Source organism: Streptomyces sp. NBC_00510 (assembly GCA_036013505.1).
In the GTDB taxonomy this organism is placed as follows: Bacteria; Actinomycetota; Actinomycetes; order Streptomycetales; family Streptomycetaceae; genus Actinacidiphila.
Genome location: CP107851.1, coordinates 6,397,625 through 6,422,772 on the forward strand (window position 1 = coordinate 6,397,625; position 25,148 = coordinate 6,422,772).

At 73.3% G+C, this 25,148-nt stretch carries 25 protein-coding genes; 16 read left to right on the forward strand and 9 right to left on the reverse strand.

Features of this window, described 5'->3' with window-relative positions; all coding sequences use genetic code 11:
* The first annotated feature begins 21 nt into the window (after positions 1 to 21).
* The 8 genes from hrcA (at position 22) to OG937_28850 (ending at position 9,410) form a co-directional block, all read left to right on the forward strand.
* On the forward strand, positions 22 to 1,038 hold the full coding sequence (gene hrcA / locus OG937_28815; GenBank protein WUD75405.1) for a heat-inducible transcriptional repressor HrcA: 1,017 nt from the start codon (positions 22 to 24) through the stop codon (positions 1,036 to 1,038).
* Positions 1,038 to 2,177 (forward strand): molecular chaperone DnaJ, encoded by a 1,140-nt coding sequence (gene dnaJ, locus OG937_28820; protein WUD75406.1) that lies wholly within the window; start codon positions 1,038 to 1,040, stop codon positions 2,175 to 2,177. Before hrcA ends, dnaJ begins: the two co-directional genes overlap by 1 nt.
* A gap of 126 nt (positions 2,178 to 2,303) precedes the next feature.
* On the forward strand, positions 2,304 to 3,041 hold the full coding sequence (locus OG937_28825; GenBank protein ID WUD75407.1) for a 16S rRNA (uracil(1498)-N(3))-methyltransferase: 738 nt from the start codon (positions 2,304 to 2,306) through the stop codon (positions 3,039 to 3,041).
* A gap of 86 nt (positions 3,042 to 3,127) precedes the next feature.
* Positions 3,128 to 6,403, forward strand: coding sequence for a PDZ domain-containing protein (locus OG937_28830; GenBank protein ID WUD75408.1), 3,276 nt, complete (start codon positions 3,128 to 3,130; stop codon positions 6,401 to 6,403).
* A 108-nt stretch (positions 6,404 to 6,511) separates the two neighbouring features.
* Positions 6,512 to 6,871, forward strand: a complete 360-nt coding sequence (locus tag OG937_28835) for a histidine triad nucleotide-binding protein (protein ID WUD75409.1) — start codon at positions 6,512 to 6,514, stop codon at positions 6,869 to 6,871.
* 6 nt (positions 6,872 to 6,877) lie between these two features.
* The gene (locus tag OG937_28840; protein ID WUD75410.1) at positions 6,878 to 7,792 is read left to right on the forward strand and encodes a ribonuclease Z; all 915 of its coding nucleotides are present in this window, start codon (positions 6,878 to 6,880) and stop codon (positions 7,790 to 7,792) included.
* Positions 7,793 to 7,822: 30 nt separating this feature from the next.
* Positions 7,823 to 8,812, forward strand: a complete 990-nt coding sequence (locus OG937_28845) for an adenosine deaminase (GenBank protein WUD75411.1) — start codon at positions 7,823 to 7,825, stop codon at positions 8,810 to 8,812.
* Positions 8,813 to 8,894: 82 nt separating this feature from the next.
* Positions 8,895 to 9,410, forward strand: coding sequence for a hypothetical protein (locus OG937_28850; protein WUD75412.1), 516 nt, complete (start codon positions 8,895 to 8,897; stop codon positions 9,408 to 9,410).
* On the opposite strand, the gene OG937_28855 is transcribed toward OG937_28850, so the two are convergent.
* Both OG937_28855 and OG937_28860 read right to left on the reverse strand, forming a co-directional pair.
* The gene (locus OG937_28855; GenBank protein WUD75413.1) at positions 9,398 to 10,213 is read right to left on the reverse strand and encodes an acid phosphatase; all 816 of its coding nucleotides are present in this window, start codon (positions 10,211 to 10,213) and stop codon (positions 9,398 to 9,400) included. The genes OG937_28850 and OG937_28855 overlap by 13 nt on opposite strands.
* 264 nt (positions 10,214 to 10,477) lie before the next feature.
* A complete protein-coding gene (locus tag OG937_28860; GenBank protein ID WUD75414.1) occupies positions 10,478 to 11,347 on the reverse strand; it encodes an FHA domain-containing protein in 870 nt (289 codons plus the stop codon).
* Between the two features lie 127 nt (positions 11,348 to 11,474).
* Here OG937_28860 and OG937_28865 point away from each other — a divergent pair, with 127 nt between their 5' ends.
* Positions 11,475 to 12,572 (forward strand): PfkB family carbohydrate kinase, encoded by a 1,098-nt coding sequence (locus OG937_28865; GenBank protein WUD75415.1) that lies wholly within the window; start codon positions 11,475 to 11,477, stop codon positions 12,570 to 12,572.
* Between the two features lie 11 nt (positions 12,573 to 12,583).
* Here the strand turns inward: OG937_28865 and OG937_28870 are convergent, their stop codons facing one another.
* Together OG937_28870 and OG937_28875 are read right to left on the reverse strand one after the other, a co-directional pair.
* Complete coding sequence (locus OG937_28870; GenBank protein ID WUD75416.1) at positions 12,584 to 12,811, reverse strand: antitoxin; 228 nt, start codon at positions 12,809 to 12,811, stop codon at positions 12,584 to 12,586.
* Positions 12,812 to 12,833: 22 nt separating this feature from the next.
* Positions 12,834 to 13,349, reverse strand: coding sequence for a GNAT family N-acetyltransferase (locus tag OG937_28875; protein WUD75417.1), 516 nt, complete (start codon positions 13,347 to 13,349; stop codon positions 12,834 to 12,836).
* A 136-nt stretch (positions 13,350 to 13,485) separates the two neighbouring features.
* On the opposite strand from OG937_28875, the gene OG937_28880 reads away from it, so the two are divergent.
* The 3 genes from OG937_28880 to OG937_28890 are packed head-to-tail and all read left to right on the forward strand — an operon-like array spanning position 13,486 to position 16,347.
* Positions 13,486 to 14,499, forward strand: coding sequence for a PhoH family protein (locus tag OG937_28880; protein WUD75418.1), 1,014 nt, complete (start codon positions 13,486 to 13,488; stop codon positions 14,497 to 14,499).
* A gap of 13 nt (positions 14,500 to 14,512) precedes the next feature.
* Positions 14,513 to 15,010, forward strand: a complete 498-nt coding sequence (gene ybeY, locus OG937_28885; protein ID WUD75419.1) for an rRNA maturation RNase YbeY — start codon at positions 14,513 to 14,515, stop codon at positions 15,008 to 15,010.
* A 5-nt stretch (positions 15,011 to 15,015) separates the two neighbouring features.
* Positions 15,016 to 16,347: a hemolysin family protein gene (locus OG937_28890; GenBank protein ID WUD75420.1), complete on the forward strand. Its 1,332-nt coding sequence runs from the start codon at positions 15,016 to 15,018 to the stop codon at positions 16,345 to 16,347.
* A gap of 6 nt (positions 16,348 to 16,353) precedes the next feature.
* Here OG937_28890 and OG937_28895 read toward each other — a convergent pair whose 3' ends face one another.
* On the reverse strand, positions 16,354 to 16,911 hold the full coding sequence (locus tag OG937_28895) for a hypothetical protein (GenBank protein ID WUD75421.1): 558 nt from the start codon (positions 16,909 to 16,911) through the stop codon (positions 16,354 to 16,356).
* 61 nt (positions 16,912 to 16,972) lie between these two features.
* On the opposite strand from OG937_28895, the gene OG937_28900 reads away from it, so the two are divergent.
* Positions 16,973 to 17,320, forward strand: coding sequence for a cytidine deaminase (locus OG937_28900; protein WUD75422.1), 348 nt, complete (start codon positions 16,973 to 16,975; stop codon positions 17,318 to 17,320).
* A gap of 12 nt (positions 17,321 to 17,332) precedes the next feature.
* On the opposite strand, the gene OG937_28905 is transcribed toward OG937_28900, so the two are convergent.
* Complete coding sequence (locus OG937_28905) at positions 17,333 to 18,211, reverse strand: LysR substrate-binding domain-containing protein (GenBank protein WUD75423.1); 879 nt, start codon at positions 18,209 to 18,211, stop codon at positions 17,333 to 17,335.
* Positions 18,212 to 18,362: 151 nt separating this feature from the next.
* Between OG937_28905 and era the strand changes: the two genes are divergently transcribed.
* Positions 18,363 to 19,307: a GTPase Era gene (gene era, locus OG937_28910; GenBank protein WUD75424.1), complete on the forward strand. Its 945-nt coding sequence runs from the start codon at positions 18,363 to 18,365 to the stop codon at positions 19,305 to 19,307.
* Between the two features lie 24 nt (positions 19,308 to 19,331).
* Here era and OG937_28915 read toward each other — a convergent pair whose 3' ends face one another.
* The 3 genes from OG937_28915 to OG937_28925 are packed head-to-tail and all read right to left on the reverse strand — an operon-like array spanning position 19,332 to position 22,157.
* Positions 19,332 to 20,759 carry a carotenoid oxygenase family protein gene (locus tag OG937_28915; GenBank protein WUD75425.1) on the reverse strand — a complete coding sequence of 476 codons (1,428 nt, stop codon included), beginning with the start codon at positions 20,757 to 20,759 and terminating at the stop codon, positions 19,332 to 19,334.
* Between the two features lie 3 nt (positions 20,760 to 20,762).
* The gene (locus tag OG937_28920; protein ID WUD75426.1) at positions 20,763 to 21,029 is read right to left on the reverse strand and encodes a hypothetical protein; all 267 of its coding nucleotides are present in this window, start codon (positions 21,027 to 21,029) and stop codon (positions 20,763 to 20,765) included.
* 9 nt (positions 21,030 to 21,038) lie between these two features.
* Positions 21,039 to 22,157 (reverse strand): M4 family metallopeptidase, encoded by a 1,119-nt coding sequence (locus OG937_28925; protein ID WUD75427.1) that lies wholly within the window; start codon positions 22,155 to 22,157, stop codon positions 21,039 to 21,041.
* Between the two features lie 306 nt (positions 22,158 to 22,463).
* Between OG937_28925 and leuA the strand changes: the two genes are divergently transcribed.
* Positions 22,464 to 24,227, forward strand: coding sequence for a 2-isopropylmalate synthase (leuA, locus tag OG937_28930; protein ID WUD75428.1), 1,764 nt, complete (start codon positions 22,464 to 22,466; stop codon positions 24,225 to 24,227).
* 182 nt (positions 24,228 to 24,409) lie between these two features.
* Positions 24,410 to 25,147, forward strand: a complete 738-nt coding sequence (locus OG937_28935) for a TerB family tellurite resistance protein (protein WUD75429.1) — start codon at positions 24,410 to 24,412, stop codon at positions 25,145 to 25,147.
* Position 25,148 lies beyond the last annotated feature (1 nt).

Consider the following 25,148-nt stretch of genomic DNA (forward strand, 5'->3'; position numbering starts at 1 on the left):
CCGAGCGACTGGAGGTGCGCGATGCTCAGCGAACGACGTCTCGAAGTGCTGCGTGCCATCGTCCAGGACTACGTGGGCACCGAGGAGCCGGTCGGCTCGAAGGCGCTCACCGAGCGGCACGCCCTCGGCGTCTCCCCGGCCACCGTCCGCAACGACATGGCCGTGCTGGAGGACGAGGGCTACATCCAGCAGCCCCACACCAGCGCGGGCCGCGTGCCGACCGACAAGGGCTACCGGCTCTTCGTCGACCGGCTCACCAGCGTCAAGCCCTTGTCCGGCGCCGAGCGCCGGGCCATCGGGAACTTCCTGGACGGCGCCGTCGACCTCGACGACGTGGTGGCCCGCACGGTGCGGCTGCTGGCGCAGCTGACCCGGCAGGTCGCGATCGTCCAGTACCCGTCGCTCACCCGCTCGACCGTGCGCCACGTCGAGCTGCTCGCGCTCGCCCCGGCCCGGATCATGCTCGTGCTGATCACGGACACCGGACGGGTGGAGCAGCGGCTGGTGGACGCCCCGGCGCCGGTCGGCGAGACCGTGCTGGCCGACCTGCGCGCCCGGCTGAACAGCCGGGTGGTGGGACGCCGGTTCAGCGACGTCCCGCCGCTGGTGCAGGAGCTCCCCGAGGGCTTCGAGCCCGACGACCGGCCCTCCGTCCAGGTGGTCCTCGCCACACTGCTGGAGACCCTGGTCGAGGAGACCGAGGAGCGGATCATGCTCGGCGGCACGGCCAACCTGACCCGCTTCGGGCACGACTTCCCGCTGACGATCCGCCCGGTGCTGGAGGCGCTCGAGGAGCAGGTGGTGCTCCTCAAGCTGCTGGGCGAGGCCAAGGACTCGGGCGTGACGGTGAGAATCGGTCACGAGAACTTCCATGAGGGCCTGAACTCCACATCGGTCGTCTCCGTCGGCTACGGTTCGGGCGACGAGGCGGTGGCGAAACTCGGCGTGGTCGGACCGACCCGCATGGACTACCCCGGAACGATGGGAGCGGTACGCGCAGTGGCACGTTACGTCGGACAGATCCTGGCGGAGTCGTAGTGGCCACGGACTATTACGCCGTGCTCGGCGTACGCCGCGACGCAAGCCCGGACGAGATCAAGAAGGCCTTCCGCCGTCTTGCGCGCGAGCTGCACCCGGACGTCAATCCGGATCCGAAGACCCAGGAGCGGTTCAAGGAGATCAACGCCGCTTACGAGGTGCTCTCGGACCCGCAGAAGAAGCAGGTCTACGACCTCGGCGGCGACCCGCTGTCGGCCAACGGCGGCGGCGCGGGCGCAGGCGCGGGCTTCGGCCAGGGCTTCGGCAACTTCAGCGACATCATGGACGCCTTCTTCGGCACGGCGTCCCAGCGCGGTCCGCGCTCGCGCACGCGGCGCGGCCAGGACGCGATGATCCGGCTGGAGATCGAGCTGGACGAGGCGGCCTTCGGCACGACCAAGGACATCCAGGTCGACACGGCCATCATCTGCAACACCTGCCACGGCGAGGGCGCGGCCCCGGGCACGACCGCGCAGACGTGTGACATGTGCCGCGGCCGCGGTGAGGTCTCGCAGGTCACGCGGTCCTTCCTGGGCCAGGTCATGACCTCCCGGCCGTGCCCCCAGTGCCAGGGCTTCGGCACCGTCGTCCCCACCCCGTGCCCGGAGTGCGCGGGCGACGGCCGGATCCGGTCGCGGCGCACGCTCACGGTCAAGATCCCGGCCGGTGTCGACAACGGCACCCGCATCCAGCTCGCGGGCGAGGGCGAGGTCGGTCCCGGCGGCGGCCCCGCCGGCGACCTGTACGTCGAGATCCGCGAACTGCCGCACCAGGTCTTCCAGCGGCGCGGCGACGACCTGCACTGCACCGTCACCATCCCGATGACGGCCGCGGCGCTGGGCACCAAGGTCCCGCTGGAGACCCTGGACGGCCTGGAGGAGATCGACATCCGGCCCGGGACGCAGTCCGGCCAGTCGATCCCGCTCCACCAGCGCGGCATCACCCACCTGCGGGGCGGCGGCCGGGGCGACCTCATCGTGCACGTCGAGGTCCAGACCCCGGGCAAGCTCGACCCGGAGCAGGAGGAGCTGATGCGCCGCCTGGCGAAGCTGCGCGGTGAGGAACGGCCCATGGGGCAGTTCCAGCCGGGCCAGCAGGGCCTGTTCTCCCGCCTGAAGGACGCGTTCAACGGGCGTTAGGCCGACACGGCCTGGCCGCTCACCGGCCCGCGGTCCGGGGTGGACACCCTGGACCGCGGGCCGTCGCGTGCCGTGAAACGATGGGCGCATGGCCGCCCTGACCCACCGCTCCCCGAGGACCGCGCCGTGACCGCACCCGTCTTCGTCGTCGAACCCGGAGCGCTGGGCCCGGACCGCATCACGCTCTCCGGCCCCGAGGGGCGGCACGCGGTGTCGGTACGCCGGCTGCGGGTCGGCGAGGAGATCGTGCTCACCGACGGCCTGGGACGCGGCGCGTACGGCACGGTGGCGGCCGTCGACGGCAAGGACACGCTCGAGGTCGCCGTCGCCGACGTCCGCGAGGAGGCCGAGCCCCGCCCGCGGATCACCGTCGTCCAGGCGCTGCCCAAGGGCGACCGCGGGGAACTCGCCGTCGAGACCATGACCGAGGTCGGCGTCGACGCGGTCGTGCCGTGGGCCGCCGCGCGCTGCATCACCCAGTGGAAGGGCGAGCGCGGCGCCAAGTCCCTGGCCAAATGGCGTTCCACCGCCCGCGAGGCCGCCAAGCAGGCCCGGCGCCTGAGGTTCCCCGAGGTCGCCGAGTTGATGACGACCCGTCATCTCGCCGGACTGCTGTCCGGTGCGGCGTTCGCCGCGGTCCTCCACGAGGAGGGCTCCGAGCCGCTCGCCGCGGCCCCGCTGCCGCCCGAGGGCGACATCGTGCTCGTCGTCGGTCCCGAGGGCGGGGTCTCCCCGGAGGAGCTCGACGCCTTCGCCGCGGCCGGCGCCAAGCCGTACCGACTCGGCGCCAGTGTCCTGCGCACCTCCACCGCCGGCGTCGCCGCGACCGCCCTCCTGCTCGGCCGCACCGGGCGCTGGGGCTGAGGCGGCCGCCGGGCCGGAATCCCCCCGGCGGGCAATGAGATCGAAAACCCCTGACCAGCAGGGCGCCGGGTGGTTAGTGTGACGACGTGACGCAGCCGCAGCCTTCGCACCCCGCGTACCTCCGCTTCCCGCACCTGCACGGTGACCTGATCACCTTCACCGCCGAGGACGACGTCTGGGCCGCCCCGCTGGACGGCGCCGGCCGGGCCTGGCGGGTCAGCGCGGACAACATGCCCGTCGGCCATCCGCGGTTCTCGCCCGACGGGGCGCTCATCGCGTGGACCTCCACGCGGGACGGCGCACCCGAGGTGCACGTCGCGGCCACCGACGGCGGGCCGTCGAAACGCCTGACGTACTGGGGCAGCGGCCGCACCTCCGTGCGCGGCTGGACGCCCGGCGGCGACGTACTGGCCATCAGCACGTCCGGGCAGGCGTCGCTGCGCCGCAGCTGGGCGCGGGCGATCCCGGTCGACGGCGGTCCCGCGTCGACGCTGCCGTACGGGCCGGTCGGCGACGTCGCCCACGGGCCGGACGGGGCCGTGCTGCTGCTGTCGGCCACGATGGGCCGCGAGGCCGCGGCCTGGAAGCGCTACCGGGGCGGCACCGCGGGCAAGCTGTGGATCGACCGCACCGGCGACGGGGAGTTCGAGCGGATCCACACGGACCTGGACGGCAACCTGGAGTGCGCGATGTGGGTGGGGGAGAGGATCGCCTTCCTCTCCGACCACGAGGGCGTCGGCGCGCTCTACTCCAGCCTCCCCGACGGCAGCGAACTGCGCCGCCACACCTCTGTGGAGGACGGCGGCTTCTACGCGCGGCAGGCCGCCACCGACGGCACCCGCGTCGTCTACACCAGCACCGGCCGGCTGTTCCTGCTGGACGACCTCGACGGCGCGCAGGCCCGTCCGGTCGAGGTACGCCTCGGCGGCCAGCGTGCCGACCTGCAGCCGCACCCGGTCCACGCGGCCCACCACCTCGGCGACGCCCGGCCCGACCACACCGGCCGCGGCAGCGCGGTGGAGATCCGCGGCACCACGCACTGGGTCACCCACCGCGGCGGCCCGGCGCGGGCGTTGTCCGCCGAGCAAGGGGTGCGCACGAGGCTGCCGCGGGTGTTCGGCGGCGAGGGCGACCAGCAGGTCGTCTGGGTCACCGACGCCGAGGGCGAGGACGCGCTGGAGATCGCCCCCGCGGCGGGCTCCGGGACGGCCGCGCCCCGCCGGCTGGCCGCGGGGCGGCTCGGCCGGGTCCTGTCCATGAGCGTCTCCCCGGACGGCCACCGGATCGCCGTCGCCTCGCACGACGGCCGGGTGCTGCTCGTCGAGGCCCAGACCGGCGAGGTCCGCACCGTCGTCGAGGGTGAGCACGGCCACGCGAGCGGCCTCGCCTTCTCGCCGGACTCGGCCTGGCTCGCCTGGTCGCACGCCGGACCCGATCCGCTGCGCCAGCTCAAGCTCGCCTCGACCGCCGACCTCACCGTCGTCGACGCGACCCCGCTGCGCTTCCGGGACTTCTCGCCCGCCTTCACCGCCGACGGCAAGCACCTGGCGTTCCTGTCCGAGCGCTCCTTCGACCCGGTCTACGACGAGCACGTCTTCGACCTCGCCTTCCTCGGTTCCTGCCGTCCCCACCTGATCACGCTCGCCGCCACCACGCCCTCGCCCTTCGGCCCGCAGCGCCACGGGCGGCCGGTCGACTCCTCGTCCGAGGACAAGGACGGCGACGACCGCGGCCAGGACGAGGGCAAGAAGGACTCCCGCAAGGAGGACGGCGAGGACCGGCACCGCACCCCCGTCACCAAGGTGGACGCCGAGGGCCTGGCCGACCGCATCGTGCCCTTCCCGGTGGAGGCGGCCCGCTACTCCACGCTGCGCGCGGCCAAGGACGGCGTCCTGTGGCTCCGGCACCCCGTGCGCGGCGTCCTGGGCGCGAGCCTGGCCTCGCCCGATGCCGAGCCGCCGTCCACCGCGCTGGAGCGGTACGACCTCAAGCAGCTGCGCGTGGAGGACATCGCCGACGACGCCGACGACTACGCCGTCAGCGGGGACGGCAACAAGGTGCTGGTGACGTCCGGTCACCGGCTGCGGGTGGCCGCGGCCGACCACAAGTCGGCGCCGTCCGACGACGAGACCGACAGCAACGTGACCGTCGACCTCTCCCGGGTCCGCGTCACCGTGGACCCGCAGGCCGAGTGGCGCCAGATGTACGACGAGTCGCACCGCCTGATGCGGGACAACTTCTGGCGCGCCGACATGGGCGGCGTCGACTGGGACGGCGTGCGCGAGCGCTACCGGCCCGTCCTGGACCGGGTCGCCACCCATGACGACCTCGTCGACCTGCTCTGGGAGGTGGCGGGCGAGCTCGGCACCTCGCACGCCTACGTCTCCCCGCCCGGCGGCCGCGGTGACGCGCTGAACCGCCAGGGCCTGCTCGGCGCGGACCTCGCCCGCGACGCGGACGGCGTGTGGCGCGTGGAGCGGGTGCTGCCCTCGGAGACCTCCGACCCCCGGGCCGGCTCCCCGCTGGCAGCGCCGGGCGCCGCGGTCCGCGCCGGCGACGCGATCCTCGCGGTGGACGGACGGCCCGTGGACCCGCTGGCCGGCCCCGGCCCGCTGCTCCTCGGCACCGTGCGCAAGCCGGTGGAGCTCACCGTCGGCCCGGCCGACGGCGGGGCGGTGCGCCATGTCGTCGTCGTGCCCATCGGCGACGAGGAGCCGCTGCGCTACCACGACTGGGTGGCCGGGCGCCGGGCGTACGTGCGCGAGCTGTCCGGCGGACGGCTGGGGTACCTGCACGTCCCCGACATGGTCGGCTCCGGCTGGGCCCAGATCCACCGCGACCTGCGCGTGGAGGTCACCCGGGAGGGTCTGGTCGTGGACGTGCGGGAGAACCGCGGCGGCCACACCTCCCAACTGGTCGTGGAGAAGCTGGCGCGGCGGATCGTGGGCTGGGACCTGCCGCGCGGGCTGCCCGCCTTCAGCTACCCGCTGGACGCGCCGCGCGGGCCCGTCGTGGCCGTCGCCAACGAGTTCTCCGGCTCGGACGGCGACATCGTCAACGCGGCGATCAAGGCGCTGGGCATCGGGCCCGTGGTGGGCACCAGGACCTGGGGCGGCGTCATCGGCATCGACTCCCGCTACCACCTGGTCGACGGGACGCTGGTCACCCAGCCGAAGTACGCCACGTGGCTGGAGGGCGTGGGCTGGGACGTGGAGAACCACGGCGTCGACCCGGACGTGGAGGTCGTCCACACCCCGCAGGACTGGGCCGCCGGGCGCGACCCGCAGCTGGACGAGGCCGTCCGCATCGCCCTGGAGGCGCTGGAGGCCAACCCGGCCCGTACCGCGCCCCCGTTGCCGTAGCGGCGGGAGCGGGGCCCGGCGCGACCCGGGCCCCGCGACGGCGCGCCCCCGCGAGGGGCACCGGTAGCATGCGGGGCGTACTGATCAACCGCTGGACGGAGGCGTCAGGTGGCGGGAGAACCGCAGGCGGACTGCCTGTTCTGCAAGATCGTCGCGGGGAGCATCCCCGCGACCGTCGTGCGGGAGACCGAGACGACGGTCGCGTTCCGCGACATAAACCCCCAGGCACCGACGCACGTCCTGGTCATCCCCAAGGCGCACTACCCGGACGCCGCCTCGCTGGCCGCCCAGGCGCCCCAGCTCGCCGCGGACGTGCTGCGGGAGGCGGGCGAGGTCGCGGCCGGGGACAAGGTGGACGGCACCGGCTACCGGGTCGTCTTCAACACCGGCGCAGGGGCGGGCCAGACCGTCTTCCACGCGCACGCCCACGTGCTGGGCGGCCGTGGCCTCGAGTGGCCTCCCGGATAACCACCGGTGTCCGCACGTGAATTGGTCGTGCTCGGCACGGCCAGCCAGGTCCCGACCCGGCACCGCAACCACAACGGCTACTTCCTGCGCTGGGACGCCGAGGGCATCCTCTTCGACCCGGGGGAGGGCACCCAGCGTCAGATGCTGCGGGCCGGTGTGGCGGCGCACGACCTCACCAGGCTGTGCGTGAGCCACTTCCACGGGGACCACAGCCTGGGCCTGGCCGGGGTGATCCAGCGGATCAACCTCGACCGGGTGCCGCACCCGATCACCGCCCACTACCCCGAGTCGGGCAGGCGGTTCTTCGACCGGCTGCGGTACGCCACCGCCTACCGCGAGACCGTGCGGCTGCGCGAGGAACCGGTGGCGGGCGAGGCCGCGGTGCTGGTCGACTCCGAGGCCTTCCTGCTGGAGGCGCGCCGGCTGTCGCACCCGGTGGAGGCGTACGGCTACCGGCTGGTCGAGCCCGACGGGCGCCGCATGCTGCCGGAGCGCCTGGCCGCGCACGGCATCACCGGCCCGGTGGTGGGCCGGCTGCAGCGCGAGGGCGAGGTGGACGGGGTGACGCTCGCCGAGGTGAGCGAGACGCGCCCGGGTCAGCGCTTCGCCTTCGTGATGGACACCCGGCTGTGCGACGCGGTGTACGCCCTCGCCGACGGCTGCGACCTGCTCGTCATCGAGTCGACCTTCCTGGACGAGGACGCCGCGCTGGCCGAGGAGCACGGCCACCTGACGGCCGGCCAGGCAGCCCGGGTGGCGGCCGAATCGGGCGTGCGCCACCTGGTGCTCACGCACTTCTCGCAGCGCTACACCGACCCGGCGGACTTCGAGCGCCAGGCCCGGGACGCGGGTTTCCAGGGTGAGCTGACGGTCGCCCAGGACCTCGGCCGGGTCGCCGTGCCGAAGCGCCGCCAGACCTAGCCACACCCCTGTGACCTGTACGGTTGCGGGGTGAGCATCCCGAAGGCCGAACTCCATCTGCACATCGAAGGCACCCTCGAACCCGAGCTCGCCTTCGCCCTCGCCGAGCGCAACGGGGCCGACCTGCCCTACGCCTCGACCGAGGAGCTGCGGCAGGCCTACTCCTTCAGCGACCTGCAGTCCTTCCTGGACCTGTACTACGCGCTCATGGCCGTGCTCCGCACCGAGCAGGACTTCGCGGACCTCGCCGACGCCTACCTCGCCCGGGCCGCCGCGCAGGGCGTGCGGCACGCCGAGGTCTTCTTCGACCCGCAGGCGCACACCGCGCGGGGCGTCCCGATCGGCACCGTCGTCGAGGGCCTGGCGCGGGCCCTGGACGGCAGCCGGGAGCGGCACGGCGTCAGCACGCGGCTGATCATGTGCTTCCTGCGGGACGAGTCGGCCGAGTCCGCGCTGGAGACCTTCGAGGCCGCCCGGCCCCACCTGCACCGGATCAGCGCCGTCGGCCTGGACTCCGCCGAGGTCGGCCACCCGCCGTCGAAGTTCCGCGCGGTCTACGAGGCCGCCGCCGCGGCGGGCCTGCGCCGGGTCGCGCACGCGGGCGAGGAGGGCCCGCCGGCGTACGTGTGGGAGGCGCTGGACGTGCTCGGCGTCGACCGGATCGACCACGGCATCCGCAGCATGGAGGACCCGGAGCTGGTGGCCCGGCTGGTCCGCGACCAGGTGCCGCTGACCGTCTGCCCGCTGTCCAACGTGCGGTTGCGCTGCGTGGACACCCTCGCCGACCATCCGCTGCCCGCCATGCTCGACGCCGGGCTGCTGGTCACCCTGAACTCCGACGACCCCGCCTACTTCGGCGGCTACGCGGGCGACACCTTCGACGCCGTGGCCGGTGCGCTCCCGCTCGGCGAGGACGCCCTGCGCGGGCTCGCCCGCAACTCCTTCCTGGCCGCCTTCCTCGACGACGACGAGGAACTGCGCGCCCGGTACCTCGCCGAGGTGGACGCCCACACGTTCTGAGCGCGTTCTGAGTGCGTGCGCGCGTGCCGACATGAGTACGCGCACTCATGCGGGCCGCACCGCGCGGGCGGAGCATGGAGTCATGCGAAGGCACCTGATACGGCCCGCAGCGGCCGTCACGCTGATCGTGACCACGCCCGTCGCCACCTGGGGGCTCATGGGCCGGCAGGACGCGGCCGGCTTCGAACCCGCCGAACTGGACTACCTGGTGCGGCCCTTCGCCATCCCGGAGGGGGCGGAGACCGCGATCGGCGCGGCCGCGGCCGTGCTGGCCGCCGGCGCGGCCGTGCTGCTGGGCCGGGCCTCCCGTCCCGGACCGGACCGCTTCGACGGCCGGTGGTGGGAGGTCATCGGGCCGCTTCTCGCGGCCGGGCTGCTGACCGGAGCGATCTGGCGGACGGTGACCGCCGGGGTCATCGGCGCCAACATCGGCGCCGGGCTGGCGATCCTGCTCGGTGGGCCGGTGGTCGCCGGGCTGGTGCTGTGGTCGCTGGGCCGGGGCCTGTGGCTGGCCCGCTCACGGCGCCGCGGCACCCGCCCCCCGCGCGGGGGGACGGGCACCGCGGGCTGGCGGCCCGCCGCCGGTCAGGGCACGTAGTACATCGGGTTGGGGAGCTTGAACGACTTGTCGGCGTGCCCGCCGTTCAGGTCGCTGTACTGGTCGCCGAAGTTGGCGACGATGTCGTACCCCTGCGCCTCGATGTGGGCCCGGGTGCCCGCCTTGTAGTCGACGGTGGAGCAGGTCCACGTCGGGGCGGAGCAGGGCAGGTAGTCGGTCGCGACCTTGTTCTTCAGGAAGAAGTGGGCCGGGTCGGCGGTGGAGCTGTAGCCGGCGGTCCCGAGGTTGCGGACGCTCGCGGCGCGCTGCGTCTCCGGGCGGCCGGTGATCCAGAAGACCGTCACGCCGTGGTCGGCGGCCCAGTTGGCCAGCTGGGGCATGCCGAAGACCGGGGCCATGTCCTTGTTCTGGATGTACGCGTCGTTCGAGGCCGGCGTGTAGTTGAAGCCCACCTCGAGCTCGTAGTTGTACGTCAGCAGGGACGTGTCGTCGACGTCCAGGACGATCGCGGGCTTGCCGTGGCGGTGGTGCGCGGACTTCGCGAGGGCGTCCCGCAGGTAGTCCTGGGCCTTCTTCTCGATGCCGGCGACCTGCTTGGCGTAGTTGCCGTCGGTCGCGGCCTGGTGCTCACCGGAGGCGTCCACGGTGTCGCCGTAGTACGCCTTGATGTCGTTGACCACGTCGGTCAGGTTGGGGATCTGCTTGTCGCTGCGCGGCACGGAGGTGTCCGCGGTCGCCGCGCCGACCCCGTAGAGGGTGGCGGCCGCCGCCACCGCGGCGACGGCGGCGGCGAGGGTGCGGGTGCGCCCGCGGGTGAACACGGACGGCCTGGCTGCGGGCATCTGGAGGGCTCCTTCGATCCGGCCGGAGGGCACGCACGGCCGGGCCCACGCGCTTCGGGGGAACGCCCGGCCCTGCGGGGCTCGTTGACGCGGTGACGCTAGGGGCCCCGATCGTGCTGGTCAAGGGCTGTCTACGCGCGATGACCCCGAAGGGCCGCCCGAGGACGGATCAGCCCAGGTCGCCACGTGCGGAAAGGACCGGCAAAGCTTTGGTATGCCGTCGCGGCCGGGCCCCGCGCCGCCGTGCCCGTGCCCGTCCGAGGGTCAGTGGCGGTGCCGTCCCGGACGCCGCCGCCCCGACGCGGCGCCCCTCCTGCGGGTGGCCCTCGACAGGGCCGCGCCGCCCCCGAAGAGCACGACGCCCACCGCGAACGCGGTGAAGCCCAGCGGTGCCTTCGGCAGCCCCCACAGGGTCTCCGCGAAGGGGTCCGGCGGGGCCTGCGCGCTGCCCACGCCGCCCAGCAGGCTGAGGATCAGGGACACCCAGACGGCGAACCCGGCGAGCGCCACCAGCACCCCGGCGGCCATGAGCACCCGGCCCGGCCCGCGCACCCGGAACAGCCCGGTGCAGGCCTCCTCGGCGGCCCCGGGGTCCGCCTCCCGCCCGTCGCCGCCGTCCCCGTGGTGCCGGCGCCCGGCGAGGTACTGCGCGCGCCCGGACGGGTAGCGGCGGGTGGGGCCGGGCCCGGACCGGCCCCGGGTGTCCCCGAGGTCGTGGAGCACGGTCAGCGGCGGGGGAGCGCCACCCGGGGCCTCCGCGGCTTCCGCGGCCCCTCCGGCTTCCGGGGGGTCCGCCGTGTCCCCGGGGTCCTCCTGCCGGGCCGACTCCACCGACAGCCGCAGCTCGACGTGGCCGATGCGGAGCAGGTCACCGTCGTGGAGGGGGCGCGGCGCGTCGAGCAGGGTCCCGTTGAGGTAGGTGCCGTTGGTCGAGCCGAGGTCGCTGAGCACCACATGGCTCCCGGCGCGGTTCATCGCGGCGTGCCGCCGGCTCACGCCCTCCTCGTCGAGCCGGATCCCGCTGCCGGCGAGCCTGCCGATCTCGCAGTAGCCGGCCGGTACGGGGTAGGCCCGTCCGGTGTCCGGCCCCGTGGTCACGATCAGTTGTGGCGGTGCGGCCGAGTGTCCGGGCATCTCCAGCCCCTGGGGGTCATCCGCTTTCCCTCAGGATCCGTCCGCGTCCCCGTGCGGACAAACGCTGGTCACGGCCCCGGGCGCGCGTACGATCGGTCGGAACGACACCAGGTCGGGAGGAGCCCGGGTGGAAGACCAGCCCGTCCTCGATCCGCTCGCGGCGGTGCGCGGGCCGGACGACCCGGAGACCGATGTGTACCTGACCGGCACGGTCTTCCTGGACATCATCTTCACCGGCCTCGACAGCGCGCCCGTGCGCGGCACCGAGTCCTGGGCACGCGGCATGGGATCGAGTCCCGGTGGCGTGGCCAACATGGCGACCGCCCTCGCCCGGCTGGGGCTGCGCACCTCGCTGGCGGCCGCTTTCGGCGACGACGTGTACGGGGACTACTGCTGGGACGCCCTCGCCGCGGGGGAGGGCATCGAGCTGGGGCTGTCCCGCAAGATCCGCGGCTGGCACTCGCCGGTCACGGTCTCCATGGCGTACGAGGGCGAGCGCACCATGGTCAGCCACGGCCACGAGGCGCCGCCGCCCGAGGAGCCCGCGCCGCCCTGCCCGCCGCCGAGCCGGGCGTGCGTGGCCTCGCTGGTGCCCGGGGTCCCCCAGCAGGAGTGGATCGGCACCGCCGCCGGGCGGGGCAGCCGGATCTTCGCCGACGTCGGCTGGGACGACAGCGGCCGCTGGGACCGCGCGGACCTGGCCGACCTGGCGCACTGCGAGGCCTTCCTGCCGAACGCCGCCGAGGCCATGCGCTACACCCGCACCGACTGCCCCCGGGCCGCCGCCCGCAAGCTCGCCGAGCTGGTCCCGCTGGCGGTGGTGACGCTCGGCGCCGAGGGCGCGTACGCGGTCGACTCCGCCGCCGGCCAGGCCGCCGAGGTGCCGGCGCTCTCGGTGGAGGCCCTGGACCCCACGGGCGCCGGGGACGTCTTCGTGGCGGGCTTCCTGACCGGCACCCTGGCCGGCTGGTCGCTCGCCGACCGGCTGGCCTTCGCGTGCCTCACGGCCGCGCTGTCGGTGCAGGAGTTCGGGGGTTCGCTCTCGGCGCCCGGCTGGATCGAGATCGCGGCCTGGTGGCAGCACGCCAAGGCCTACGACGACCAGGACCGCTCGGCGCTGCGCCGCTACGCCTTCCTGGACGACCTGCTGCCCACCGGCACCCGCCGCTGGCCCCTGCGCCGCGCCGTGCCGACGATCGGCTTCCGTCCGCCGCCCTTCCGCTGACGCCGCGACGCTCAGGAGGCCGGCGGTACGCAGTCGCGGCCGGTGAGGTGCTCCAGGGAGGACCCGGCCGGCGCCGGACGGCCCGTGCGGCCCCGGATGTCGTCCGCCGTCGGCGTGCGTGCCTCCTCGGTCGGCTGCCGCAACAGGTAGGCGTCGAGGGACAGGCCGGCCTCGGCCGCACGGCCCCGTAGTGTGCGGTCCACGTCATCGGGGATGTCCCGGATCCGGATGGTGGGCATGCCCGTCAGTATGGCGGCGTCGTCAGACCCGGCGCTCCAGGATCCGGCCCGGCCAGGGGGCGCCCTCGGCCTGGGGCACGGTGAAGGGCTCGGCGCGGGTGAAGCCCAGGGCCTCGTACTGCCGGACGAGGCGGCCCTCGCCGCCCGCGTAGCAGTCGACCCGCAGCAGCGGGATGCCGCGCCGCCGCGTCTCGGCGACGGCGTCCTCCACCAGGGCCGCGCCGATGCCGCTGCCGGACAGCGCCCGGTCGGTGACGAGCAGCCGCAGGTACAGCTCGCGCCCCTCCACGGGCGGGGCGTAGTCGGGCTTCTCCTCGGCCAGCACGCACACGCCCACCACCCGGCCGTCGGCCACCGCCGCGCGCAGCAGGTACTCCTTCGCGTACCGGGCCACGCGCTCCACCGCCGGGGGCCGGGAGGACCAGGGGCGGGTGCCCCACTGGCCGGTGTGGCCGCGGGCGGTCAGCCAGGCGACGGCTCCGTCCAGCAGGGCGAGCGTCGCGGGCAGGTCCTCGGGTCCTCCGGTACGGATCTCCATCCCGCAGTTCTACCCGGCGCGTGACGCAGCGTAAAACCCCTCGGCACCCCAGCCGCACCGACGTACCCTTGAACCCCAAGCCCAGTGGCATGTCGAACAGCAGAAGGCGGGATGAGCAGGCCGTCGAGCCTGGCCCATGACTCAGACACCGACAACGCAGCAACCGCAGGCGAGCGCCCACTTCGTCGTACCGGCCAAGCACCCCATGGTGACGGTCCTGGGGTCCGGTGACTCGCTCCTGCGCGTGATAGAGCAGGCGTTCCCGGCCGTCGACATCCATGTACGAGGCAATGAGGTCAGCGCGAGCGGTGAATCCGCGGACGTCGCGCTGGTCCAGCGCCTTTTCGACGAGATGATGCTGGTACTGCGCACAGGCCAGCCGATGACGGAGGACGCAGTGGAGCGGTCGATCGCCATGCTCCGCCAGGACAGCGGAGCCGACGGCCTGGAGGAGACCCCCTCCCAGGTGCTCACCCAGAACATCCTGTCCAGCCGGGGCCGCACCATCCGCCCCAAGACCCTCAACCAGAAGCGCTACGTCGACGCGATCGACAAGCACACGATCGTGTTCGGCATCGGCCCCGCCGGTACCGGCAAGACCTACCTGGCCATGGCCAAGGCCGTCCAGGCGCTGCAGTCCAAGCAGGTCAACCGGATCATCCTGACCCGCCCCGCCGTTGAGGCGGGCGAGCGGCTCGGGTTCCTGCCGGGCACGCTCTACGAGAAGATCGACCCGTACCTGCGTCCGCTGTACGACGCGCTGCACGACATGATCGACCCCGACTCGATCCCGCGCCTCATGGCGAGCGGGACGATCGAGGTCGCTCCTCTGGCGTACATGCGCGGCCGCACGCTCAACGACGCCTTCATCATCCTCGACGAGGCGCAGAACACCAGCGCCGAGCAGATGAAGATGTTCCTCACCCGGCTCGGCTTCGACTCCAAGATCGTCATCACCGGTGACGTCACCCAGGTGGACCTCCCCGGTGGCACGAAGAGCGGACTGCGGCAGGTCGTGGACATCCTGGACGGCGTCGAGGACGTGCACTTCTCGCGCCTGACGAGCACGGATGTCGTACGCCATAAGCTGGTCGGGCGCATCGTGGACGCCTACGAGCGCTACGACGACCTCAACGGCAACCGAAAGTAGCCTCCGAAGCACTATGGCGATCGACGTCAACAACGAATCCGGCTGGGATTTCGACGAGGCGGCGGTGCTCGACATCAGCCGCTACGCCCTGCAGCACATGCGCATCCACCCGCTGTCCGAGCTCTCGGTCATCGCGGTCGACGCCGACGCCATGGAGCAGCTGCACATCCAGTGGATGGACGAACCGGGCCCCACCGACGTCATGTCCTTCCCGATGGACGAGCTTCGTCCCGGGAAGGAGGACGAGGAGCCCCCGCAGGGACTGCTCGGGGACATCGTGCTCTGCCCCGAGGTGGCGAAGAAGCAGGGCGACGAGGCCGTGACCAAGCACTCCATGGACGAGGAGCTGCAGCTGCTCACCGTCCACGGGGTGCTGCACCTGCTCGGTTACGACCACGAGGAGGCCGACGAGAAGGCCGAGATGTTCGGCCTGCAGAAGGCCATCCTCGACGGCTGGCGCGCCGAACGCGGCATCCAGGGCCCGTCGCCGGCCCCGACGACCACCCACTGATCGCGATGGTGGTCTTCGCCGTCCTGCTGGTCGTCGTCGCCTGGCTCGCCGCCTGCGCCGAGGCCGGCATCGCCCGTACCTCGCGCTTCCGGGCGGAGGCCGCGGTGCGGGCCGGCCGGCGCGGCGCGGACAAGCTGCTGGCGGTGTCCTCGGACCCGACCCGCTACCTCAACGTCGCGCTGCTGGTCCGGGTGGCCTGCGAGATGGCGGCGGCGGTGCTGGTCACCGTCGTGTGCGTCCGGCACTTCGAGGAGACCTGGCAGGCGGTCCTGGTGGCGGTCGCCGTCATGATCGTGGTCTCGTACGTCGCGGTGGGCGTGTCGCCCCGCACCATCGGCCGCCAGCACCCGCTGAACACCGCCACCGCGGCGGCGTACGTGCTGCTGCCGCTGGCCCGGGTCATGGGCCCGATCCCGGCGCTGCTGATCCTGCTCGGCAACGCCCTCACTCCCGGCAAGGGCTTCCGCCAGGGCCCGTTCGCCTCCGAGGCGGAGCTGCGCGCGCTGGTGGACCTCGCGGAGAGCGAGTCCCTGATCGAGGACGAGGAGCGCCGTATGGTGCACTCCGTCTTCGAGCTCGGCGACACCCTGGTGCGCGAGGTGATGGTGCCGCGCACCGAGCTCGTCGCCATCGAGCGCTTCAAGACGATCCGCCAGGCCATGACCCTCGCCCTGCGCAGCGGTTTCTCGCGCATCCCGGTCACGGGCGAGAGCGAGGACGACATCGTCGGCATCGTCTACCTCAAGGACCTCGCCCGCCGGGTGCACATCAACCGGGACGCCGAGACCGACCCGGTCTCCTCGCTGATGCGCCCGGCCTTCTTCGTCCCCGACACCAAGAACGCCGGCGACCTGCTGCGCGAGATGCAGCGCGAGCGCAACCACGTCGCCGTCGTCATCGACGAGTACGGCGGCACGGCCGGCGTCGTCACCATCGAGGACATCCTGGAGGAGATCGTCGGCGAGATCACCGACGAGTACGACCGCGAGGTGCCGCCCGTCGAGGAGCTCGGCGGGGGCCGCTACCGCGTCACCTCCCGCCTCGACCTCGGAGACCTGGGCGAGCTCTACGGCGTGGACCTGGACGACGAGGACGTCGAGACCGTCGGCGGCCTGCTCGCCAAGACCCTCGGCCGGGTGCCGATCCCCGGTGCCTCCGCCGTCGTCGCGCTCCCCGAGACCGCCTCGGCCCCGCACGCCCCCGCCGCGCTCCGGCTCACCGCGGAGGCCCCGTCGGGCCGCCGCAACCGCATCGGGGCGGTCCTCGTCGAGCCGGTCCCGGTCGTCGCGGAGGACCCTTCGGGCCCGGAGCCGGACGGGGCGATGCACGGCGGGTAGCGCCGGTCAGTCCTCGTCGACGAGCGGGACGCCGGGGGCGAAGTGCTTCAGCGCGGCGGCCAGGCGCCGCCGGTCGAGCCGCCAGCCGTTCACCTGGCGGGACGCCATGAGCAGGTCGAACGGTACGGGGGCCAGGGCCCCCGCGGCGGCGCGTGCCAGCCGGCCCTGCCCGGCGCCGGGCAGGGGCGGAGCCCCCTCGCGGCGCGTCACCCCGATCCAGGGCAGCCGGTGGCCGTGCGGGACCGGCTGTTTCCACAGCACCACGGCGGTGACGTCCTCCCACGGCACGTGCACGGTGGTGGCTCGGTGGCGCAGGGGCGTCCCGCCGAGGAGCACGCCCGTCGCGTCGACGCGCAGGGCCACCTTGCGGGTCAGCGAGTTCGCGGCGACGAGCAGCCCGCCGCCGCCGAAGAGGACGCCTCCCGCGATCCGCATCGCCGGCGGGACACCCATGCCCGGCATCACCAGGACCGCGGTGAACACGGCCGCCCCCAGCAGCACGGTGACCGTTCGGCGGTCGAAGCCGTAGCGCGCCTCGTGGGTCGGCGCCGCGTTGTCATCCATGCCGGGATCATGACAATGCCCGTCCCCGAGGGGAACCCACGGGGACGGATACGCTGACCGCATGAGCGACGAGCTGCACCCGGAAGACCGCAAGATCATCAGCCTGGCCCGCTCCGCCCGCGCCCGCAACGGGGTCGCCGAGGGGGCGGCCGTGCGCGACGAGACGGGGCGCACCTACGTGGCGGGGACCGTGGCCCTTCAGTCGTTGTCGCTCAGCGCGCTGCGGACGGCGGTGGCCATGGCGGTCGCCAGCGGTGCCACGTCCCTGGAGGCGGCGGCCGTGGTGTCCGAGGCGCACGCGGTGCCGGACGAGGACCGCGCGGCCGTGCGCGACCTGGGCGGCGCGGGCACACCCGTGCTGCTGGCCGGCCCCGACGGTGTGGTCCGGGCGACGGTCGAAGCGGGCTGAGCCGGCGTCGGCTCAGCCGCCGGAGGCCGCCGCCGGGAACGCCGCCGCCAACTCCGCGACCTCGGGCCGCCGATCGTCCTCCCGCCACACCAGGGCCAGTTCCGCGGGCGCCGGCCCCCGTACGGGGCGCACCACGACCCCGGGGTGCGGGTGGAGTTCCGCGTCGCCCCCCGCGACGAGGGCGACGCCGAGACCCGCCGCCACGGCCTCGACGACGTCGTCCGGGGTGGCGGCCTCCGTACCCACGACGGCGTCGCGGCCGCCGCGCGCGTCGAGGCCGAGCCAGAAGTCGCGCAGCGCCCCCGCCTCGCGCGGCAGGGCCACGAAGGGCTCGTCGTACAGCTCGGCGAAGTCGATCGCGTCCCGGCCCGCGAGCGGATGGCCGGCGGGCAGCGCGACCATCCGCGGCGCGCGCACCAGCACCCGTGCGGACAGACGCTCACCGGGCACCGGCAGCCAGAGTAGGGCGACGTCACTGCCGCCGTCGGCGAGGCCGGCCGTCGGGTCGTCCCAGCCGGCCGGGCGCAGGGTGACCTGCCGGCCGCGCTCGTGGAGGGCGCGCAGGACGTCGCGCCGCAGGTCGCGGCCGACCGCCGTCTGCACGCCGACGGTCAGCGCGAAGCCGTGCCCCGCCCAACGGGCCGCGCGCAGGGCGTTCTCCCAGTCGCCGACCAGGGCGCGCGCGGCGGGCAGCAGCGCCTCGCCCGGCACGGTGAGGCCGACGCCGCGCGGCCCGCGGTCGAAGAGGCGGAAGCCGAGCTGCCGTTCCAGGGCCCGGATCTGCTTGGAGAGCGCGGGCTGGGAGATGCGCAGCCGCTCGGCGGCCCGCGTGAAGTGCAGCTCGTCCGCGACCGTGACGAAGTAGCGGAGGTCGCGCACATGGACGTCCATATCCATCGGTTATAGCAGCGGATCGTGGCCTGTGCCGTGCCCTCGGGGGAACACCGGGCGACACCCGGGGGAACGGCCCGTCCGGTCCGCCGGGCGGCGCCGCCGCCCGAGGGCGTCAGCGGGGCCCGGTGGATCAGGGACAATGGTCGCCATGAGCGTTCGCACCGAGACGACCCCCGCCCCCGCCCACCGGGCCGGCTTCGCCTGCTTCGTGGGCCGCCCCAATGCGGGCAAGTCCACCCTGACCAACGCTCTGGTCGGCACGAAGGTGGCCATCACCTCCAACCGGCCGCAGACCACCCGGCACACCGTGCGCGGCATCGTGCACCGCCCGGACGCCCAGCTGGTCCTCGTCGACACCCCCGGTCTGCACAAGCCGCGCACCCTGCTCGGCGAGCGGCTCAACGACGTCGTCCGCACCACCTGGGCCGAGGTCGACGTGATCGGCTTCTGCCTGCCCGCCGACCAGAAGCTCGGCCCCGGGGACCGCTACATCGCCAAGGAGCTGGCCGAGGTCCGCAAGACCCCCAAGGTCGCCATCGTCACCAAGACCGACCTGGTGGACTCCAAGCGCCTCGCCGAGCAGTTGGTCGCCATCGACCTGCTCGGCGCCGAACTCGGCATCGAGTGGGCCGAGATCATCCCGGTCTCCGCCGTCGGCGACAAGCAGGTCTCGCTCCTGGCGGACCTCCTCGTCCCGCTGCTCCCGGAGAGCCCGGCCCTCTACCCGGAGGGCGACCTCACCGACGAGCCCGAGCAGGTCATGGTCGCCGAGCTGATCCGCGAGGCGGCGCTCGAAGGCGTACGGGACGAGCTGCCGCACTCCATCGCCGTCGTGGTCGAGGAGATGCTGCCGCGCGAGGGACGTCCGGCGGAGAAGCCGCTGCTGGACGTGCACGCCAACATCTACATCGAGCGCCCCAGCCAGAAGGGCATCATCATCGGCCCCAAGGGCTCCCGGCTGAAGGAGGTCGGCACCAAGTCCCGCCGCCACATCGAGGCGCTGCTCGGGACGCCGGTCTTCCTCGACCTGCACGTGAAGGTCGCCAAGGACTGGCAGCGCGACCCCAAGCAGCTGCGCAAGCTGGGCTTCTAGGCGACACGGCCCAGGCGACCGGGCCTAGGCCGTCGCACCCCCGGCGGTCCCGCCGCTGAAGATCCCGTGGAAGCCGAACGGCACCGCGTGCGGGACCTCGGCGCGGGCCAGCTCGCGGAACGTGGCGGCGTCCAGCACCAGCAGGAAGGACGAGCCGGCCGCGGCGTCGAGGACGACGGAGAGCACCACGCCCTCGCCCTCCGCCCCGGCCTCCGGGGCCGCGACGAAGACGGGCTCCCCGGGGTAGCAGTCCTCCTGCGACCAGGTCACGGTGCCGCCGTCGGCCGTGTCGAGCCGCACCAGCTGGTCGGTGAAGTGCTCGCCCCGCCCGTCGCGGCTGCCGACGCCGTACGCGAAGCGGTAGGGGCGGCCGTTGCACCGCCCGTAGTCGATGCGGGGGAGTTCCATCGGCTCCTCGCCGAGCCGCTCGGCCGTCACCGCGCCGTCCGCGCCGATCCGGTACCGCGTGGGGCGGGCCTGCGGGACGCCGCCGCCGTCGCGCAGCCGGTCGAGGTAGAGGGCGTCGATGACGGACGGGTCCTCGTAGGCGCACAGGTCCAGCACCAGCGCGTCGCCGTCCTCGAAGGCGTTGACGTGGTGGAAGGCGAAGAAGGCGGGGCCCTTGGCGACGCGGCGGACGGTGCCGTCCCTCCGGTCCATGACGATGAAGCGGGTGCCGCGCTCAGGGCGCCAGCGGTAGTTCTCGATGAAGGGCCGGCCGCTGAGCAGCAGGGCCGGCGGGTTGACGACGAGCGGGAACTCCACGAGCACCACATGGCGGTCGGTGATCGCGAAGCTGTGCATGTAGCCGGGCCGGGTGACGGGCAGGCTGCCCAGGAGCCTGCGGCGGGCCGTGCCGTCGGAGGACTGGCGGTAGACGCGGTACTCGCTGCGCCGCGCGAAGTGCGCCACGAAGTTGACCAGTTCGCCGGTGACCGGGTCCTGGTGAGGGTGCGCCGTGGTCCACTGACCGGCCAGCGCGTCCTCGTAGCCGACGACGCCCACCGTCTCCAGCGTCCTCGGGTCGAACTCCACCGGCATCGGGGTCTCGGTCAGCGCGACGAAGCGTTCGCCGAAGCGGGCGACGCTGACGTTGGCGTTCCCCGACGGCTTGCGGAGGAACGGGGTGAGCACCCGGGCGAAGAGCGAGCGGCAGGGGTCGGTGGCGAACTCCTGGTAGCCGATGCGGCCCTCGTGCCGCGCGGTACGGCTGCTCGGGACGTCCAGGAAGCGGTTGGCGTAGGAGACCCGGCCGTCCTCGATCGCGAACCGGTGGAGCATCGCCTGGCCGTCGAACCAGTGCCGGTAGCGGCGCTCCCCGACCTCGAAGAGGGCGGGGCCGTTGCGCAGCAGCACCCCGTCGAGCCACCGCGGTAGCCGTCCCCGCACCGGCAGTTCGGGGACGGTCACCTCGTCGGTCAGGCTGCGCAGCCCGGTCGTGTGCCCGCTCATCGGCTACGCGCCCTCCTTCAGCACCAGTTGGACCAGTTCGCGTTGTTCCTCCGTCAGCCGCGGGTCGGCGCAGTGCACCGTGCGGCCCTCCACCGTGATCTCGTACCGGAAACCGTCCGGTACGCCCTGCGGGGGCGCGGCCGGGCCCGCGGCGAGGACGTCGCGGGCCAGGGCGTGCAGACGGAAGGCGTCGGGCCGGCCGGCGGTGTCCAGCACGGCCCGGCGCTCGATCCCCGCGAAACCGCCGGAGCGGATCACCTGTATGCGCATGGCGGACGTCTACCCCTGTGCGGGCGGTCGCGCACCTTCCGGGACCGGCGACTGGCGCGGCACGTCGGTGCCGTTCACGGAGGTCGGGATGCCGACCTCCGACCACGCCTTCACCACCGCCGCGTGCTCCTCGCCCTCACCGAAGCGCTCGGCGGCCGAGGCGACCGTCGCCTGGGCGAACTCGGCGAACGTCGCCCTGGGCGACAGCGCGCCGCCGGTCAGCACGTCGTACCAGATCAGCCCGGCCCGCTCCCAGGCGTTGCCGCCCAGCGCGACGGCCAGCAGGTGGAACGCCCGGTTGGGGATGCCGGAGTTGATGTGCACGCCCCCGTTGTCCCGCGAGGTGCGGACGTAGGCGTCCATGTGGCCGGGCTGCGGGTCCTTGCCGAGGACGTCGTCGTCGTAGGCCGTGCCGGGGGCCTTCATGGAGCGCAGCGCCACGCCCGTGACGCGCGGGGCGAGCAGCCCGGCGCCGATCAGCCAGTCGGCCTCCTCGGCGGTCTGGCCGAGCGCGTGCTGCTTGATGAGGGAGCCGAAGACGTCCGACATCGACTCGTTGAGGGCGCCGGACTGGCCGAAGTAGTCGAGGTTGGCGCTGTACTGGGTGACGCCGTGGGTGAGTTCGTGGCCGATGACGTCGAGGGGGAGCGTGAAGTCGAGGAAGATCTCCCCGTCGCCGTCCCCGAAGACCATCTGCTCGCCGTTCCAGAAGGCGTTGTTGTAGTCCCGGTCGTAGTGGACGGTGGCGTCCAGCGGCAGCCCGGCGTCGTCGATGGAGTGGCGGCCGTACGCCGTCAGGAAGAGCTCGAAGGTCGCCCCCAGTCCGTCGTAGGCCCGGTTGACGGTGTCGTCGGCGAGGGCGGGGTCGCCCTCCCCGCGGACGGCCCGTCCCGGCAGGTCCGTGCGGTGCTGCGCGTCGCTGATCGTGCGGCGCGGCCGGTCCGACGGCTCCGCCCCGATCACCGGGAGGGCGCCGATGACGGTGGTCAGCCGGCGGCGGGTGCGCTCCGCGGCGTCGCGTTCCAGGGTGCGGCGGGCGGGCTCGGCGAGTGCGCGGTCCTCGTTGCGGGCGACCTTGTCGAGGACGTGCGGCGGCACGATCGTGCAGAAAACAGGTGTCTGCTCCATGCAGGGCAATGTGGCACGGTGCTCACTGTCTGTCACTAGGTGTGACCATGATCCACGAAAAGGGGGGAACATGTACGTTTTTCATGTCATCACGGGCGGTCTTGCATACTGAGAAGAACGCCGCAGCGGCTGCAGGGTCCCCGGGGGCTCGGTTATGGTCGACAGCATCATGCGTTTCGGGCTGCTTCTTCTTAGCTGCCGCGGCGAGGGCCTGTAGTCCAGGTCGACTCCCTCCCCGCGGGGTTTGGCGTTGCACCAGCGCCGGTCGGCCGCCTCCACAGCCGCAACCGAGGAGCACCCCCGCAGATGTCCACCCCGAACGCCGTCGGCCGCCCCACGCCCATCACCGCCGCGACGGTGCGCCAGCGCCCGACCGCGATGCCGGTCCACAAGTACAAGCCGTACGAGGCCGTGGAGATCCCGGACCGCACCTGGCCGGACCGGCGGATCACCAAGGCCCCCCGCTGGCTGTCGACCGACCTGCGGGACGGCAACCAGGCGCTGATCGACCCGATGTCACCGGCCCGCAAGCGCGCGATGTTCGACCTGCTGGTGAAGATGGGCTACAAGGAGATCGAGGTCGGCTTCCCGGCCTCGGGCGAGACCGACTTCGCCTTCGTGCGCTCCATCATCGAAGAGGGGGCGATCCCCGACGACGTCACCATCTCCGTACTGACCCAGGCCCGCGAGGAACTGATCGAGCGGACCGTGGAGTCCCTGCGAGGCGCGGCGCGCGCGACCGTGCACCTGTACAACGCGACCGCCCCGACCTTCCGCCGGGTGGTCTTCCGCGGCTCCAAGGAGCAGATCCGGCAGATCGCCGTGGACGGGACGCGGCTGGTCATGGAGTACGCGGACAAGATCCTGGGCGACGAGACCGTCTTCGGCTACCAGTACAGCCCGGAGATCTTCACCGACACCGAGCTGGACTTCGCGCTGGAGGTCTGCGAGTCGGTGATGGACGTCTGGCAGCCCGAGGAGGGCCGCGAGATCATCCTGAACCTGCCGGCGACCGTCGAGCGCTCCACGCCCTCCACCCACGCGGACCGCTTCGAGTGGATGTCGCGGAACCTGTCGCGCCGCGAGTACGTGTGCCTGTCGGTCCACCCGCACAACGACCGCGGCACGGCCGTGGCCGCCGCGGAGCTGGCGCTGATGGCCGGCGCCGACCGCATCGAGGGCTGCCTGTTCGGCCAGGGCGAGCGCACCGGCAACGTCGACCTGGTCACCCTGGGCATGAACCTGTTCAGCCAGGGCGTGGACCCGATGATCGACTTCTCCCAGATCGACGAGGTCCGCCGCACCGCCGAGTACTGCAACCAGATGGAGGTCCACCCGCGCCACCCGTACGTGGGCGACCTGGTCTACACGTCCTTCTCCGGCTCCCACCAGGACGCCATCAAGAAGGGGTTCGACGCCATGGAGGCCGACGCGGCCGCCCAGGGCCGGACCGTCGACGACATCGAGTGGGCGGTCCCGTACCTGCCGATCGACCCCAAGGACGTCGGCCGCTCCTACGAGGCCGTCATCCGCGTGAACTCGCAGTCCGGCAAGGGCGGCGTCGCGTACGTCCTGAAGAACGACCACAAGCTGGACCTGCCGCGCCGCATGCAGATCGAGTTCTCGAAGATCATCCAGGCGAAGACCGACGCCGAGGGCGGCGAGGTCACCCCGAAGGAGATCTGGGCGATCTTCGAGGACGAGTACCTGCCCACCCCGGAGAACGCCTGGGGCCGCGTCGCGCTGCGCAAGGCGCAGACCTCGACCAGCAGCGACGGCACCGACACCCTGACCGTCGAGGCGGTCGTGGACGGCGCGGAGACGGTCCTGACGGGCACCGGCAACGGCCCGATCTCCGCGTTCTTCGACGCGCTGGCCTCGGTCGGGGTCGACGCCCGCCTGCTGGACTACACCGAGCACACCATGAGCGAGGGCGCCAGCGCCCAGGCCGCCTCGTACATCGAGTGCGCCATCGACGGCCAGGTCCTGTGGGGCATCGGCATCGACGCCAACACCACCCGCGCCTCGCTGAAGGCGGTCGTCTCCGCCGTCAACCGCGCGGCCCGCTAGTCACCACGCACGGTGAACCGGCCACGGCGCCCGCTCGGGCGCCGTGGCCGGTTCTCGTATTCGGCCCTCACGTGGTACTGACTACGTGCCGCCCATGTGGCTAACATCACGTCATTACGGCGCCGTTGCCGGAGCGTTACCCACGCGTACGGCGCGTAAAGGGACGAACCGGTGTAATCGGGATGGCGGCCGGAGGGTGCGAAGTGCTCCACATCAAGGGCTTGTGCATCTTGGGCGTGCGGACGGTCTGGCACACCGAAGGTGACGGGGAGTTCTTCTGCGCCGGCTGCGGCGGCGACCGCGGCTACCGGCGGCGCACCGGCACCCGGCGGCTGACCCTGCTGGGCCTGCCCCTCCTGCCGCGCGGCTCGGCCGGCGCGGTCGTGGAGTGCGTGGTGTGCCGCGCCCACCGCGGCCCCGAGGTCCTGGAGCAGCCCACCACCACCGTCTTCTCCGCCATGCTCCGCGATGCCGTCCACACCGTCGCCCTCGCCGTGCTCACCGCGGGCGGCGCCATGGGGCGCGGCGCCCGCGAGGCCGCCGTCGGCGCGGTCCGCTCGGCCGGGTTCACCGACTGCACCGAGGACCAGCTGCTCGGCCTGCTCGCGGCGATCGTCGCCGACGAGGGCCGCTTCCCCGGCGCCTCCGACGCCCTGGACGCCGACGGGCTCGCGGACGCCCTCGACGGCTGCGGCAGCTGGCTGTCCATCGAGCTCCACGAGGCCCTGGGACCCCTCTCCCGCCACCTCGCCCCCCAGGGCCGCGAGCACATCCTGGTCCAGGGCGCCCTCATCGCCCTCGCCGACGGCCCCTACCTGCCCGCCGAGCGGGAGGTCCTCGGCGCCGTCGGCCGCTGCCTCGGCCTCGTCGGCGAGGACACCGAACGCATCCTGGAGGCCGCGGCCCGTACGCCGTCCTGAC

Excerpts from the sequence above, each read along its gene's own strand:
- OG937_28855 (WUD75413.1), bottom strand. The coding sequence starts at position 10,213 with ATGCCCGCAGCCAGGCCGTCCGTGTTCACCCGCGGGCGCACCCGCACC.
- OG937_28935 (WUD75429.1), top strand. The coding sequence starts at position 24,410 with ATGGCGGCCGGAGGGTGCGAAGTGCTCCACATCAAGGGCTTGTGCATC.
- OG937_28890 (WUD75420.1), top strand. The coding sequence starts at position 15,016 with ATGGTGGTCTTCGCCGTCCTGCTGGTCGTCGTCGCCTGGCTCGCCGCC.
- OG937_28895 (WUD75421.1), bottom strand. The coding sequence starts at position 16,911 with ATGGATGACAACGCGGCGCCGACCCACGAGGCGCGCTACGGCTTCGAC.
- leuA (WUD75428.1), top strand. The coding sequence starts at position 22,464 with ATGTCCACCCCGAACGCCGTCGGCCGCCCCACGCCCATCACCGCCGCG.
- OG937_28920 (WUD75426.1), bottom strand. The coding sequence starts at position 21,029 with ATGCGCATACAGGTGATCCGCTCCGGCGGTTTCGCGGGGATCGAGCGC.
- OG937_28850 (WUD75412.1), top strand. The coding sequence starts at position 8,895 with ATGCGAAGGCACCTGATACGGCCCGCAGCGGCCGTCACGCTGATCGTG.
- OG937_28915 (WUD75425.1), bottom strand. The coding sequence starts at position 20,759 with ATGAGCGGGCACACGACCGGGCTGCGCAGCCTGACCGACGAGGTGACC.
- ybeY (WUD75419.1), top strand. The coding sequence starts at position 14,513 with ATGGCGATCGACGTCAACAACGAATCCGGCTGGGATTTCGACGAGGCG.
- OG937_28870 (WUD75416.1), bottom strand. The coding sequence starts at position 12,811 with ATGCCCACCATCCGGATCCGGGACATCCCCGATGACGTGGACCGCACA.
- OG937_28905 (WUD75423.1), bottom strand. The coding sequence starts at position 18,211 with ATGGACGTCCATGTGCGCGACCTCCGCTACTTCGTCACGGTCGCGGAC.
- hrcA (WUD75405.1), top strand. The coding sequence starts at position 22 with ATGCTCAGCGAACGACGTCTCGAAGTGCTGCGTGCCATCGTCCAGGAC.
- era (WUD75424.1), top strand. The coding sequence starts at position 18,363 with ATGAGCGTTCGCACCGAGACGACCCCCGCCCCCGCCCACCGGGCCGGC.
- OG937_28925 (WUD75427.1), bottom strand. The coding sequence starts at position 22,157 with ATGGAGCAGACACCTGTTTTCTGCACGATCGTGCCGCCGCACGTCCTC.
- OG937_28860 (WUD75414.1), bottom strand. The coding sequence starts at position 11,347 with ATGCCCGGACACTCGGCCGCACCGCCACAACTGATCGTGACCACGGGG.
- OG937_28880 (WUD75418.1), top strand. The coding sequence starts at position 13,486 with ATGACTCAGACACCGACAACGCAGCAACCGCAGGCGAGCGCCCACTTC.
- OG937_28875 (WUD75417.1), bottom strand. The coding sequence starts at position 13,349 with ATGGAGATCCGTACCGGAGGACCCGAGGACCTGCCCGCGACGCTCGCC.
- OG937_28900 (WUD75422.1), top strand. The coding sequence starts at position 16,973 with ATGAGCGACGAGCTGCACCCGGAAGACCGCAAGATCATCAGCCTGGCC.